We start from the raw sequence: 13,687 nt of genomic DNA on the forward strand, positions 1-13,687 counted from the left end.
CGACGCCATAGGCTGGAGCGCAACCGCTCTTGCCCGCTGCAACCGTTCCCGGCGCCATGAAAGAACCCGCCAGAACCACCAAAGCCGCACACGCAAAAAAGAGTGCGATAGATCTGCCCATTTTATGATTGCCTTTCAGACGTTCGTTCGCGCGGATCATGCCGCCGTGTGTGAATTGAGGGTTCGGGATATGTTTGGAATGTGGCGAATATCAATAAAGCAGCTTGTTGAATACCGGGTTAATGCGAAGTCTTTTCCACAGTTGCGCTTGTGCCACGCTTGCCTGTGGAGCCCGGACGACCGTTAACTTTTACCCGGCTTTGCAACGCAGCCTTAGTTCATTCAACACCTCCCCTGCAGTTGAGGGGAAAATGCGCGAATAGCGGTTTGGTTGCGATTGAATTGCGCAAAAACAAAAAGCGGGAATGGCTCCCGCTTTCGTTTATGAGCGATGAGGCTGAAGGCAGGCCTCAGGCCGCTTTTCCGGCATTGGAGAACTGGCCGTGTGGGCGATATTGCACCATGTAGGAAGGCAGAACCGATGCAACGCGAACAGGGGTGATGCCGATACCTTCCAGCGTCAAGCCGTTCTTTTCGGCGTCAGTGGAAACGACATTGTCTTTTTTCAGCATGGTTACCTGATCGGGCGTGAGCGGCGGCGCAATCAGAGGTACCATTGAAGCGATCTTGCCAATCATCGACGCGACGCCGAAAGGCAGGTTGACGAAAGGACGCTGCCGGTAGGTCGCGGCAAGAACCGCCTCGAGACAGTCACGGAACGTCATGGCATCCTGACCGCCGAGTTCATAGATCGCGCCTGGCTTTAGCTTGCCATCGACGCCACGGGCGACGGCTTCCGCGACATCCTCGACATAAACAGGCTGGAACCTGGTTTTTCCGCCGCCGATCAGCGGCAGGAACGGCATGCTGCGGGCCATCTTCGCGAACTTGTTGAAGAAATCGTCTTCCGGTCCAAATATGATCGACGGGCGCAGGATCACGGCGTCAGGAAGGGCGGAATGAATGGCGGCCTCGGCGCGGCCCTTGGTGCGGCCATAACCGGTCGGCGAATTGGCGTCCGCGCCGATGGCGGAGATATGCGTCAGTGTCGCACCCGCGTCGCGGGCCGCCTCAGCAATGGCTTTCGCGCCGAATTCCTGTACGGCGTCAAACGTGTTGCGACCGCTTTCGGTCAGGATGCCGACGCAATTGACCACATGGTCGGCGTCTTCCACGGCTTTGACGATGGAATCGCGATAACGCAGGTTCGCCTGGGCGAAGGAAATCTGGCCGACATTGCCGAGCGGCTGCAGGAAACCGGCGAGATCCGGGCGGCGCACGGCGACGCGGATGCGGTAACCGCGCTTCGCAAGTATCCGCACGACATGCCGCCCGACAAAACCCGAACCGCCGAAAACGGTGACGAGGGGTGGAAGGTTGGCCAAGGTCATGGGAGGCTCCTCAGAAGCTGTCGATAAAGCGTTTTTCAGTCTCTTAGCCCAAAGCTACGCGCGCGTGAAGAGCGGTTGTCGCAAGGCTTGAGGCTAGTTTGGGAAATGCGGTTGACGGTCCTCAAATTCCTTCGACGATCATCATCTGCGCATCTGCCACTTCCTGGCGGATTTTAGCCGCCGCCTGGTATTCGGGAGAGTTGTAGCAGTCAATCGCATGCTGGACGGACGGGAATTCGATGACAACGTTGCGCGCACGCGCCTTACCTTCCAGTTCCGTCACCGAACCGCCGCGAGCCAGAAAATTGGCGCCGAACCGCTCGAAGGCGGGCTTGGCTGTGGAGACATAGTCCTTGTAACGCTCGCTGTCGCGTACATCGACCTGGGCGATCCAATATCCCTTTGCCATTTCATCTCCTCCGGTTGCGGTTACTGATTGGCTGGAAAGCTGGCGCGCAGCATATCGTCCAGAATGGCGCGGGCCGCCGCTTTCGGGTCTTCCGCCCTGACGATGGGGCGGGCGACAACCAGATGGCTCGAACCGGCCTTGATGGCGTCATAGGGCGTCATCACCCGCTTCTGATCGCCGATATCCGCGCCGGCTGGGCGAATGCCGGGGGTGACCACGGCAAGGTCTGGGCCGAGGATTTCGCGCACGGCAGTCGATTCTTCCGCCGAACAGACGATGCCGCCCATGCCCGCCTCGCGTGCCTGCTCCGCCCGGCGCAGCACCAGCGAACGGGCGTCAGAAGCATAACCCGCCTCGGCGAGATCGACGTCGTCCATCGAGGTGAGCACGGTGACGCCCAGCAGGCAAAGGCCGGAGCCTTCAGCGGCCTTGACGGCAGCGCGCATCGCTTTCGGATAGGCGTGCAGCGTCAGCATCGACATGCCCATGCGGGCGATGTTTTCGACACCGGAGGCGACGGTATTGTCGATATCGAGCAGCTTCATGTCGAGAAAGACCTTCTTGCCGCTCTGGACAAGGTCACGCGCGAATTCGAGACCGCCGGCGAAGACCAGCTGATAACCGATCTTGTAGAACAGAACCTCGTCGCCGATTTTCGAAACGATGTCTTCGGCCTGCTGCACAGTCGGAACATCCAGCCCGACGATGAGTTTTTCGCGCGCGGTCATTGTCTTATCCCTGCCATGTTTCCATTGCCGTCCAGTCGCATGTGGGGGACGAGGCTGCAAGTGAAAATTCGGCGATGGAAAAGCGGAAAAGGTTGCCGCCGCCCGGCGGCTGGTCCTCGGCGCGGCTGATGCCGCGGCCCTCGATGTGGCATTTCAGAAGCGTGCCCACACCGCCATGGCCGACAAAGGCGATGGGCTGCCGGGGGTCGTGTCGGTCGAGAATGGCCTTGACGGCTCCCATGATCCGCGCCTGCGCATCGATTGCCCGCTCCCAGCCGTGAAAACTTTCTTCGGGATGGGCGAAGAACCAGTCCGCCGCCTTTTCGAATTCCGGCGACGGCAGGAAGCCGGTGGCGGACCGGTCGTTTTCATGCATCGCCTCGACGATGTCCACGTCCGCCCCGGAGGCTTCAGCCAGGATGCGGGCGGTTTCGATCGCCTTGGTCTCGGCGCTGGAAACGATGTGGCGCAATGACCGTGCCCAGGGCAGGCGGCTTGCCTCGCGCGTCCGCTCGGCACCCCTTTCCGAAAGCCCCCATTCGGGAACGGGAACGGCCGGATCGATCTTGACCTGCGGGTGGGTAATGTAGAGCGCATGCATGGCAATCGGTCCTCAAGGGCGGCGGAAAGGGCAAATCAATACCCTAACCATCCGTCGTGACCTGGAAATGACGGGTTCCGGCGCTCTGTCGACTATCAGGCCCGCGTGTAGGTCCACAATTGCGCCGGCGGAATATTGCGCACGATGAAATCGAAATGACGGATGTGATAGAGATGCGGCTGCGCGACGATCGGGGAAATCGGACCGTAGGATATCTGCACGACGGGGCGGCCATGGGGGACGCGCTTCAGCAATTCGTCGAGAAGCTTGATACGGGCGGCCATGGGAAAATTCAGCATCGGTACGGCGGAAATGACGCTGTCGAACATCTGGCCCGCGTGTTCGCCAAGCGTGGAATCGAGATCGAAGGCGTCGCCATTGACGAAATTGACGCCCGGATAGCTCCTGAGCAGCTGATTGTAGAAATCGGTGGAATATTCGATGGCGGTGAGGTTCTCCGGCTTGATGCCGCGCGCCAGAATGGCCTTGGTGATGACGCCCGTGCCCGGGCCGAGTTCGAGAACCGGCAGGCCGGAATGGGGATTGATGACACTCGCCATTTTTTTCGCCGTGATTGTCGATGTCGGAACAATGGCTCCGACTTTTTTCGGCTGGCTGACCATGCCTTTGAAAAAGCGGATTTCTTCCTCAAATTTCTGTTCAAGCCGTTGCTTCAGGTTAAGTGCCATAGTTCCCTCAGATGCATTTGGTCATTGTCAAAAAACTGTTACGCAATGTTGATCCCATTTGGCGCAAAAACAAGGCAAAATGTCGTAACTGGAAAAATTCGTCTACGGCTTAAGAAGTCATGCCGAATCAAGAAAAGCCGGTGAAGCGTTCCACCGGCTTTTCGATGAAATTTGCGGAAAATTCCCGTTTCAAACGCGCATCGGCATCAAAACGTAAAGCGCGTCGTCGCCGGCGGTGTCGCGTACGAGCGTCGGCGAGCCGGCGTCTGCCAGCAGGAAAATCGCGTCGTCGCCGGAAAGCTGCGAGGTGATGTCGAGGAGATACTTGGCGTTGAAGCCGATTTCCATCGAATCATTGTCGTAACCGACAGCCACTTCTTCCGTCGCACTGCCCGAATCCGGGTTGTTGACGGTCAGCGTTAGCTGGCCGTTGGTGAGCGCGAGCTTCACGGCGCGACCGCGCTCGGAAGAAATGGTCGAGACGCGGTCGACAGCCTGCGCGAAGGTCTGGCAATCGACCCGCATTTCCTTGTCGTTGCCGGTAGGGATCACGCGCTGGTAGTCCGGAAAGGTGCCGTCGATCAGCTTCGAGGTCAGAACGACAGAGCCGATTGTCAGGCGGATTTTCGCATCCGATACTTCAACCGTCACTTCCAGTTCAGGGTTGTCCATCAGCTTCTGTAGTTCGCCCACGGTCTTGCGCGGGATGATGATGCCCGGCATGCCTTCGGAGCCGGACGGCGCATCCACATCGGCGCGGGCCAGGCGGTGACCGTCGGTCGCGACAGCGCGCAGCTTCAGATCGCCATTGCTCTCGATGGTGTGGAAGAAGATGCCGTTGAGGTAATAACGCGTCTCTTCGGTCGAAATCGCAAACTGTGTGCGGTCGATCAGCATCTTCAGGTCGGTCGCCTTCAGTTTGAAGGTGTGGCTGAAGGTGCCGGCGGTCAGATCGGGGAAGTCCCCTTCCGGCAGGCATTGCAGCGAGAATTTCGAACGGCCGGAGGCAACCGTCATCGAGGAGCCGTCCGGGTTGGTGGCCAGAAGCACTTCGGAACCATCCGGCAGCTTGCGCACGATTTCATAAAGCAGATGCGCCGGCACGGTTGTGGCGCCCGCCTGTTCCACCATGGCCGGCGTCGCTTCGGTGATTTCGAGATCGAGGTCGGTCGCCTTCATGTCCAGATTGGCGCCGGAGGCGCGCAGCAGAACGTTGGACAGGATCGGGATCGTGTTGCGACGCTCGACGACCCTGTGGACGTGGTTCAGCGATTTCAGAAGGTTCGACCGCTCAAGAGTAATACGCATGGACGCTACCGCTTTCAACGTTGCGAACCGGCCACCGCCGGATCGGCAAGAAGAGTCTTCACCGGCAAAGGCCGGACAATGTGGACGGGCAAAATGGCAGAGTTATTGCAGAAAATGCAAGAGCCGAGTTCATCTGCCTCGGCTCATTTTACTGCTATACAACATGATCCACAGGTTGGGACCGCCGATGGACCTTGTTCGCCGGTTTTCTATTGCCCATAAAGGAAAAAACCGGAGCGACCGGCCGGCAAGGGTCGGCCAGAATGATTGGAAGCCGTGTGACGCAGGAAATATCGAACAGCGATGCCAGACAGGCGGCGAAGGAATTCAGGATCGGCACGGCCACCGTTCCTGCGCGGCCGCTGGAGCCGGCGCTTTATCTCGTCGCCACACCCATCGGCAATCTCGGCGATATCACCATCCGCGCGCTGGAAACGCTGGCCTCGGCCGATGTTCTCGCCTGCGAGGATACCCGCGTCACCCGCATCCTGCTTGAGCGTTATGGCATCCGCACGCGTCCGCTCGCCTATCACGAACACAATGCCAATGAAGCGGGACCGAAGCTCATTGCCGCGCTGGAGGCCGGAAAATCCGTGGCGCTGGTATCGGACGCCGGAACGCCGCTGGTTTCCGATCCCGGTTATCGTCTTGGCCAGTTGGCACTTGAGGCAGGCCATCGCGTCGTGCCGGTGCCGGGCGCATCGGCGCCGCTTGCCGCTCTTGTTGGTTCCGGTATGCCGAGCGATGCATTTCTGTTTGCGGGTTTCCTACCGGTGAAGGATCGCGGCAAGCGCGACCGTTTTGCCGAACTTGCGAAAATCCCCGCCACTTTGATCTTTTTTGAATCGCCGCGCCGCATTGGCGCCACCGTCAAGGTGGCGTCGGAAGTACTTGGCCGCGACCGGCGCGCCGTGGTGTGCCGCGAACTGACCAAGACTTTCGAGGAATTCCGGCGCGGCACGCTCAGCGAGCTTGCCGATTATTATGACGAGGATCGTGTGGTGAAGGGCGAGATCGTGCTGCTGGTGGAGCCACCCTCCTATGACGACATTCCCGATATCGAGGATGTCGAGAAGCTCCTGAAAGATCTTGTCTCGACCATGTCCACCGCCAAGGCTGCCGGTGAAGCGGCGAAGCTGACGGGCCTGCCGCGTAAGGAGCTTTATCAGCGGCTGCTGGATATGAAGGACAGGAATGGCGGCTGACGCGCAAAGGGACAAAAGGCGTAATGCCGAGCGGCGCGGCCACACCGCGGAATATTGGGCCGCACTTTATCTGCTGGCGAAAGGATATCGCATCCTCGCCATTCGGTATCGCACCCGGCTGGGGGAAATCGATCTCATCGCCCGCAAGAAGAATCTCGTTGCCATCATCGAGGTCAAGGCGCGCGCTTCGGGTGAGAGCGCGGTGAATGCCGTCGGTTTCCATTCGCAACAGCGCATCCGCGCGGCTGCCGATCTCTGGCTCTCCCGTCGCAAGGATGCCGACCGTCTTTCACTGCGCTTCGATATTGTCGCCATTCTGCCACGACGCCTGCCGCAGCACTTTATCGACGCATTTTAAGAGGGAGGGGAAAGCCAATGTCCACCGAGCGGGAAAAGATGGCCGCGGGCGAATGGTACAACTGCATGGATGCCGGACTGGATTTGCTGCGCGGCCATGCGCGACGGGCGGTTCACCAGCACAATACCATGCAGCCGGATGAGCGCGGTGCCATCGGGCCGCTACTGCGGGCCCTTTTTGCTTCTGCGGGTGAAGGGGCATTTATCGAGGCGCCGTTTCATTGCGCCTACGGCCTCAACGTCACGCTGGGCAGGAATGTCTATCTCAATGCCGGCTGCACAATTCTCGATTCTGCGAAGGTCGCGATAGGCGACGGCGCGATGCTTGGTCCCGCCGTGCAGATCTATTGTGCGGAGCACCATCTGGACCCGGTTCCGCGCGCGCAGGGGATTGAAATCGCAAAGCCCGTCACGATTGGCCGCGATGTCTGGATTGGCGGCGGAGCGATCATTCTGGCCGGTATCACCATCGGTGACGGCGCAATTGTCGGCGCCGGTTCGGTGGTGACGCGCGATGTGCCGCCAGGTGCAACGGTCGTGGGAAATCCGGCCCGACCCATAAATCGTATAGCCGGCTGAGATTGTCCGTACGCGCTGTAATAAATCTGACACGGAACTGTCAAAGAGGCGTCATGGAACGCCTCTATTCGCATCCTCATCCCAATAAATGGTGGAGAGGATTTAGTAATGTTGAAGAAGATTTCCATGGCCGCGGTGGCCGTCAGCATGTCGGCAACATCTTCCATGGCTGCGACCAACATCACTTGGTGGCACGGCATGGGCGGCCGCAATGGCGAAGTCATCAACGAAGTTGCCCAGAAGTTCAACGAAGCCCAGAAAGAATGTGCGCTGACGCCGGTTTCCAAGGGCTCCTATGAAGAAGCCCTGGCCAGCGGCATCGCCGCTTTCCGCTCCGGCGAGCAGCCGAATATCCTCCAGGTTTTTGACGCTGGTGCCGCCACCATCATCAACGCCAAGGGCGCTGTCATTCCTGCCGAAGACCTCATCAACAAGGCTGGCTACAAGTTCGACCGCGACGCCTTCATCAACGGCGTTCGTTATTTCTATGCTGCCGCTGACGGCAAGTTCGTCGGCATGCCGTTCAACTCCTCCGCTCCCATCATGTATGTCAACGACGAAGCCCTGAAGAAGGCCGGCGTCGAAGCGCCGAAGACCTGGGAAGAGTTCGAGCAGGTGGCGCCGAAGCTTAAGGAAGCCGGCTATATTCCGCTCGTCCAGTCGCAGCTGACCTGGCAGTTCACGGAAAACTTCTTCTCCCGCAACAACATCCAGTTCGCCACCAACAATAACGGCTACGACAGCGTCACCGACACCAAGCTCAAGGTTACCGACCCGAACCTCGTCATGATGTTCGACAAGCTGAAGGACTGGAAGGACAAGGGCCTGTTCGCCTATTACGGCGCCGGCTGGAACGACAACCAGAAGCCGTTCGAAGAAGGCAAGGTCGCCTTCTGGATCGGTTCTTCGGGTTCGTTCGGCGGCCTGCAGAAGACGGCGACCATGCCGTTCTCGGCAACCTTCCTTCCCTACTGGGGTTCCATCAAGGGCGCCGGCACCAACTCCTTCATCGGTGGCGCTGCGCTCTTTGCGATGTCGGGCAAGTCTGAAGCCGAAAACAAGTGCGTGGCCGACTTCTTCCAGTTCCTGACCTCGCCGGAAATCCAGGTCTTCTACCACAAGGCAACCGGTTACGTCGCCATCACCAAGGCTGCTTACGAAAAGGCGAAGGCTGAAGGCTACTACAAGGAAAAGCCGGTCGCCGAAGTCGGTATTCAGCAGCTGTCGCTGCCGGGTGGTGAATGGTCCAAGGGTTACCGCCTCGGCTTCTACCCGCAGATCCGCGCTGTCATGGAACGCGAATATAACCGCATCTTCTCCGGCGAAGTCACGCCGAAGGACGCCTTCGACATCATCGAGAAGGAAGGCAACGACCTGCTCGCCCGTTTCGCCAAGACGGCCGGCTGATCGATCTTTACGAAACCAATGACCATTGCCGAGCCTCCTTTCCCACGGAAGGGGGCTCGCTCTTGGATAAGGAAGCGCAAGCGTGGCCTATTCATCGTCTCAACCGCGTCGGTTTTTGTCCGGCTGGTCCGCAAAGGCTGCAAAGCCAGCAAAACCTGCCGACGCCGGCATGAAGCGCGTGCAGTTCTCCTCGTCCTACGTGCCCTACCTGTTTCTGGCGCCGCAGCTTGCGGTGATTTTCATCTTCTTCTACTGGCCGTCGGTTCAGGCCATACATTCGTCCTTTTATATTGAAGACCCGTTCGGTTTTGGCGCCTCCTTCGTCGGATTTGCCAACTATTCCGATGCGATCTTCAGCCCCGAATATCTCAGCATCGCCAAATTCACGGTTGTATTCACCGTGCTGGTCACCTTCTTTTCGCTGGCGCTTGGCTTGCTGCTCGCCGTCAAGGCGGATGCGGTCATTCGCGGCAGCTCGACATACAAGACACTGCTGATTTCCGTCTATGCCATCGCGCCGCCTGTCGCCGGTCTCATCGGCATGATGTTTTTCGACCAGCATATCGGCCCCTTCGTCAAAATGGCCGCGTTTCTCGGCTGGGACATGAAGGTCGGCCTCAATTATTTCGATACGGCCTTCGCCATGATCGTCGTTGCGGTCTGGAAGCAGATTCCTTACAATTTCATCTTCTTCCTTTCGGGGCTTCAGGGTGTCCCGGTTTCGGTGCGGGAAGCCGCCGCCATCGACTGCCGCTCGGGTTTTCGACGGTTCTGGACGGTGATCATGCCGCTTCTGGCGCCCACGGCCTTCTTCCTGCTGATCATCAACATCACCTATGCGCTCTTCGACACATTCGGCGTCATCGACGTGATGGTGAAGGACAAGGCAGCCAATAATCCGATCACGCTGGTCTACAAGGTGTTTCTGGACGGTTTCCGCGGCAATGACATCGGTGGGTCTTCCGCCCAGTCCGTCATTCTGATGCTGGTCGTCTTCGTTCTCACCATCATCCAGTTCCGCTTCATCGAAAAGCGCATCCATTACAATTGAGGGAAAAGACCATGTACAAGACAAAGCCCCTCGATCATCTCGTGCTGATCATCGGCGCGCTGTTCTTGATATTGCCGGTCATCGTGGCCTTCATGACCTCCACGCATACCGCTGCGGAAATTCACCGCAGTGGTCTGACGATGGTTCCCGGCGACAATTTCATCGAGACTTATGAAAAGGTCCTGACCCAGAAGGGCGGCTTTACCGGGCAGATCACGGGTCTCAACATGGTGTTGAATTCGCTGATCCTCGGCATCGGTTTTGCCGTCGGCAAGATCGTGCTGTCGATGACCGCGGCCTATGCGATCGTCTATTTCCGCTTCCGGTTCGCAACGCTCGCCTTCTGGATCATCTTCACCACGCTGCTTCTGCCGCTCGAAGTGCGCATCATGCCGTCCTATGAGGTGATGAGCAAACTCGGCCTTTTGAACTCCTATACCGGCCTCATCGTGCCGCTTCTCGCTTCGGCGACGGGCACCTTCTATTTCCGGCAATTCTTCAAATCGGTGCCGGAGGAGTTGCTGGAGGCTGCCCGTATCGATGGTGCGGGTCCGGTGAAATTCTTCATCGACGTTCTCATACCGCTGTCCCGCACCATGATGGCGGCGATCTTCATCATCATGTTCGTTTATGGCTGGAACCAGTATCTCTGGCCCATGCTGATGACGACGGATGAGGGCTTCTTCACCCTGATGCGCGGCATCAAGTCGATCCTGCAGGTCTGGGTCGGTTCGCAAATTCCCGATTACAACGAAGCTTTCGCGCTCGCCGTGCTGGCCATGCTGCCGCCGGTGCTGATCGTCGTCATTTTCCAGCGCTGGTTCATAAAGGGCCTGACCGAAAGCGATAAATAAGGAGACCGAAATGGCCGCGATAGACATCAGTCAGGTCTGCAAGGATTATCATGGCGGCGTGCGTGCCGTGCATCACGTCGATATCGACATCAGGGACGGTGAATTCATCGTTCTGGTCGGCCCCTCCGGCTGCGGCAAATCCACGCTCCTGCGCATGGTTGCTGGGCTTGAGGATATTTCCGAAGGCACGGTGAAGATCGGCGACCGGGTGGTCAATCAGGCCGATCCGGCAGACCGCGATATTGCCATGGTGTTTCAGAACTACGCGCTCTATCCGCATATGTCGGTGCGACAGAACCTGGAATACGGTTTGAAGAACCGCAAGACGCCGAAGGAGGAGATCGATGCGCGTGTGGCTGAAGCCGCGCGCATGCTGCAGCTTGAACCCTATCTGGACCGCAAGCCGCGCGCCCTGTCCGGCGGCCAGCGGCAGCGTGTGGCCATGGGCCGCGCCATCGTGCGCAAACCGGCGGCCTTCCTGTTCGACGAGCCCCTGTCCAATCTCGACGCCAAGCTGCGCGTTTCCATGCGGGGCGAAATCAAGCGCCTGCAAAAACGTCTCGGCACCACCTCGATTTATGTCACTCACGATCAGCTGGAAGCGATGACGCTGGCCGATCGTCTTGTGGTGTTGAATGGCGGTCGTATCGAACAGATCGGCGCACCGCTCGATGTCTATCACACCCCTGCCTCGACCTTCGTTGCGAGTTTCATCGGCTCTCCCGCCATGAACCTGCTGAACGCAGAGTTGCATGGTGATAGCCTCGCCATCGGTCCGTCGCTCTTTGCGCTCAACGGTTTCGCACCTGCCTCAGGGTCGGTGACGGTTGGCATGCGGGCGGAAGATCTCCGCCTCGCTGCGGCAGGTGAGCAGGGCTTCCCGCTTCGGGTCGATTATATCGAGGAACTGGGCTCGCAGCGTCTCATCCACGGCATGATCGGCGAACAGAACCTGACCGTTGCCTTGCCGCCGGATGTCGAGGTTCCGTCTGCGCTCTCGGTCACGATCGCGCCGGAAAAACTGCATTTCTTCTCCAGCGAAACCGGCAAGCGTATCGCCGGCAAAGCGGAGCAGTTGGCGGCGCAGCCCGCGCAAATGGCGACGGCCTGAGCGCATCGCAGAAATCGGCGCGATGACTAAAATTGCGCCGATTGTCAAAACCGCTTTGTTACGATCCCGATGATAGAAGACCTCCAATATTTCACGGGGGTTTTCTCATATGTCCTTCAAAATGATGTTCGCTGCCGCGGCAACCATGGCGATCCGCACGGTGCCGATTTTGCCGGCCTATTTGCGCCGGTCAAAAGATGAGGCTGTTGTCAGCGCGTCCTGCACCGATCTGCGGCTTCAACCGGCGCCCATCAATCCGGACTGGATCATTTCCGGCAATCCTCAGGCGCGGGCGGCAGATCATTCCAGAAGCGGCGACCGTGCTTCAAGCACCGCCATGTGGGATTGTACGGCTGGTGAATTCCGATGGTTCTTCGGCTGGGATGAAACCGTCTATATTCTGGAAGGCGAGGTGCATGTGACGGCCGAAGACGGTTCGGTTAGCATCCTGCGGGTTGGCGACGTCGCCTATTTTCGGGCTGGAACATGGGCCACCTGGCGGGTGGATGATTATGTTCGCAAGGTCGCCTTCATGCGCCGTCCGTTCCCCAAGGCGCTGGCTTTTGCCTATCGCGTCAAGAACAAGCTGTTTGCCGGCCGTTCCTATAAGCTGGCGGCCTGAACCCATAAAACATTGCGGTTGGCGGGGCCCGCAAGGCTCCGCCGGCGGAATTGTGAAGGTTCAATAAAACTCACACAAACCACCGCTTGCAGCCGTTGCCTTTGAAGGGTCGCTGCCCTACATCTTCAGGGTTTTCTGAAGCATTTCCGGGTTTCGCCTGGTCCTGCAGGGAAGCTTGAAAAGGTGAGGCAATGGGCACCGCGGGCCGCAAAGCGTCCGCATGCTGCAAGAGGAACATTCGCATGGCGAAGATCAAGAACGTCGCGATCCAGATGGATCATGTCTCCGGCATCAATATCGCCGGTGACTCCACCTTCGCCATGAGCCTTGAGGCGCAGGCGCGTGGATATCGGTTGTTCCATTATACGCCGGAGCGCCTTTCCATGCGTGATGGCAAGATTTACGCTACTGTTGAGCAGATGGAACTGCGCGATATCAAAGGCGACCATTTCTCCCTGTCCGAACCGGAGCGTGTGGATCTGTCGATGATGGATGTCATCCATCTGCGTCAGGATCCGCCATTCGACATGGCTTACATCACCTCGACCCATCTGCTGGAGCGCATTCATCCGAAAACGCTGGTGGTCAACGATCCCGCCTGGGTGCGCAACTCGCCGGAAAAGATTTTCGTCACCGAATTCGCCGATCTGATGCCCAAGACGCTGATCACCAAGGACGTGGAGGAAATCGCCCGCTTCCGCAATGAAATGGGCGATATCATCCTCAAGCCGCTTTACGGAAATGGTGGTGCAGGCGTCTTCCATTCCGCGCGCGACGACCGCAACTTCTCCTCTCTGCTGGAGATGTTCGGCCAGATGTTCCGCGAGCCTTACATCGCCCAGCAATATCTGCCTGACGTCCGCAAGGGCGACAAGCGCATCCTCCTGGTAGACGGCGAGCCGGTTGGCGCAATCAACCGCGTGCCGGCGGAAAACGACGCCCGCTCCAACATGCATGCCGGCGGCCGACCTGAACCGACGGAGCTGACGGCGCGTGAAAAGGAAATCTGCCGCCGCATCGGCCCTGCCCTGCGGGAGCGCGGTTTCCTCTTCGTTGGCATCGATGTCATCGGCGATTATCTCACCGAAATCAACGTCACCTCACCAACCGGTATTCGCGAAGTGCGCAAATTCGGCGGCGCCGATGTGGCGAGCCTGCTGTGGGACGCGATCGAGAAAAAGCGCGACGCTCAGGAGTTCTGAAGCGATCTCAATCGCTCCCGGTTTGTTCCATGCGTACAACTTGATACAACTAAAATACATCGCATGCGAGAAATTGTTCTCTAGGCGTTCTTGTTTTATTCTTTTCTCTGTGG

General features: G+C 58.6%; 14 protein-coding genes and 2 pseudogenes. 10 read left to right on the top strand and 6 right to left on the bottom strand.

The window, feature by feature from the left end; translation table 11 throughout:
• Positions 1-470: 470 nt before the first annotated feature.
• The 6 genes from PL597_RS06145 to dnaN all read right to left on the bottom strand — a co-directional run bounded on the left by PL597_RS06145 (position 471) and on the right by dnaN (position 5,186).
• On the bottom strand, positions 471-1,451 hold the full coding sequence (locus PL597_RS06145; protein ID WP_271364770.1) for a complex I NDUFA9 subunit family protein: 981 nt from the start codon (positions 1,449-1,451) through the stop codon (positions 471-473).
• A 121-nt stretch (positions 1,452-1,572) separates the two neighbouring features.
• A complete protein-coding gene (locus PL597_RS06150; protein WP_077983790.1) occupies positions 1,573-1,860 on the bottom strand; it encodes a DUF1330 domain-containing protein in 288 nt (95 codons plus the stop codon).
• Positions 1,861-1,880: 20 nt separating this feature from the next.
• Positions 1,881-2,588 (bottom strand): orotidine-5'-phosphate decarboxylase, encoded by a 708-nt coding sequence (pyrF, locus tag PL597_RS06155; RefSeq protein WP_142913716.1) that lies wholly within the window; start codon positions 2,586-2,588, stop codon positions 1,881-1,883.
• Between the two features lie 4 nt (positions 2,589-2,592).
• Positions 2,593-3,189, bottom strand: a complete 597-nt coding sequence (locus PL597_RS06160; protein WP_271364771.1) for a histidine phosphatase family protein — start codon at positions 3,187-3,189, stop codon at positions 2,593-2,595.
• A gap of 95 nt (positions 3,190-3,284) precedes the next feature.
• On the bottom strand, positions 3,285-3,878 hold the full coding sequence (gene pmtA / locus PL597_RS06165; protein WP_077983743.1) for a phospholipid N-methyltransferase PmtA: 594 nt from the start codon (positions 3,876-3,878) through the stop codon (positions 3,285-3,287).
• Between the two features lie 189 nt (positions 3,879-4,067).
• Positions 4,068-5,186, bottom strand: a complete 1,119-nt coding sequence (dnaN, locus tag PL597_RS06170; RefSeq protein WP_065654600.1) for a DNA polymerase III subunit beta — start codon at positions 5,184-5,186, stop codon at positions 4,068-4,070.
• A gap of 263 nt (positions 5,187-5,449) precedes the next feature.
• Between dnaN and rsmI the strand changes: the two genes are divergently transcribed.
• The 10 genes and pseudogenes from rsmI (at position 5,450) to gshB (ending at position 13,574) form a co-directional block, all read left to right on the top strand.
• Positions 5,450-6,391: a 16S rRNA (cytidine(1402)-2'-O)-methyltransferase gene (rsmI, locus tag PL597_RS06175; protein ID WP_271364772.1), complete on the top strand. Its 942-nt coding sequence runs from the start codon at positions 5,450-5,452 to the stop codon at positions 6,389-6,391.
• Complete coding sequence (locus PL597_RS06180) at positions 6,381-6,749, top strand: YraN family protein (protein WP_137409648.1); 369 nt, start codon at positions 6,381-6,383, stop codon at positions 6,747-6,749. The genes rsmI and PL597_RS06180 overlap by 11 nt, the downstream gene beginning before the upstream one ends.
• A 38-nt stretch (positions 6,750-6,787) precedes the next feature.
• A pseudogene (locus PL597_RS26300) lies at positions 6,788-6,928 on the top strand (maltose acetyltransferase domain-containing protein); the annotation flags it as partial.
• 222 nt (positions 6,929-7,150) lie between these two features.
• A pseudogene (locus PL597_RS26305) lies at positions 7,151-7,303 on the top strand (DapH/DapD/GlmU-related protein); the annotation flags it as partial.
• Between the two features lie 132 nt (positions 7,304-7,435).
• On the top strand, positions 7,436-8,734 hold the full coding sequence (locus tag PL597_RS06190) for an extracellular solute-binding protein (protein ID WP_077983740.1): 1,299 nt from the start codon (positions 7,436-7,438) through the stop codon (positions 8,732-8,734).
• 82 nt (positions 8,735-8,816) lie between these two features.
• Positions 8,817-9,785 (top strand): ABC transporter permease subunit, encoded by a 969-nt coding sequence (locus PL597_RS06195; protein WP_170985433.1) that lies wholly within the window; start codon positions 8,817-8,819, stop codon positions 9,783-9,785.
• An 11-nt stretch (positions 9,786-9,796) separates the two neighbouring features.
• Positions 9,797-10,639 carry a sn-glycerol-3-phosphate ABC transporter permease UgpE gene (gene ugpE / locus PL597_RS06200; protein WP_003520108.1) on the top strand — a complete coding sequence of 281 codons (843 nt, stop codon included), beginning with the start codon at positions 9,797-9,799 and terminating at the stop codon, positions 10,637-10,639.
• 10 nt (positions 10,640-10,649) lie between these two features.
• The gene (locus PL597_RS06205) at positions 10,650-11,750 is read left to right on the top strand and encodes a sn-glycerol-3-phosphate import ATP-binding protein UgpC (protein ID WP_271364774.1); all 1,101 of its coding nucleotides are present in this window, start codon (positions 10,650-10,652) and stop codon (positions 11,748-11,750) included.
• Positions 11,751-11,859: 109 nt separating this feature from the next.
• Positions 11,860-12,372 carry a cupin domain-containing protein gene (locus PL597_RS06210; protein WP_077983738.1) on the top strand — a complete coding sequence of 171 codons (513 nt, stop codon included), beginning with the start codon at positions 11,860-11,862 and terminating at the stop codon, positions 12,370-12,372.
• A 242-nt stretch (positions 12,373-12,614) separates the two neighbouring features.
• Positions 12,615-13,574 (top strand): glutathione synthase, encoded by a 960-nt coding sequence (gshB, locus tag PL597_RS06215; protein ID WP_137409651.1) that lies wholly within the window; start codon positions 12,615-12,617, stop codon positions 13,572-13,574.
• Positions 13,575-13,687 lie beyond the last annotated feature (113 nt).

Origin of the sequence: Agrobacterium sp. ST15.13.013 (assembly GCF_027956525.1) — a bacterium.
Taxonomy (GTDB): domain Bacteria; phylum Pseudomonadota; class Alphaproteobacteria; order Rhizobiales; family Rhizobiaceae; genus Agrobacterium; species Agrobacterium salinitolerans.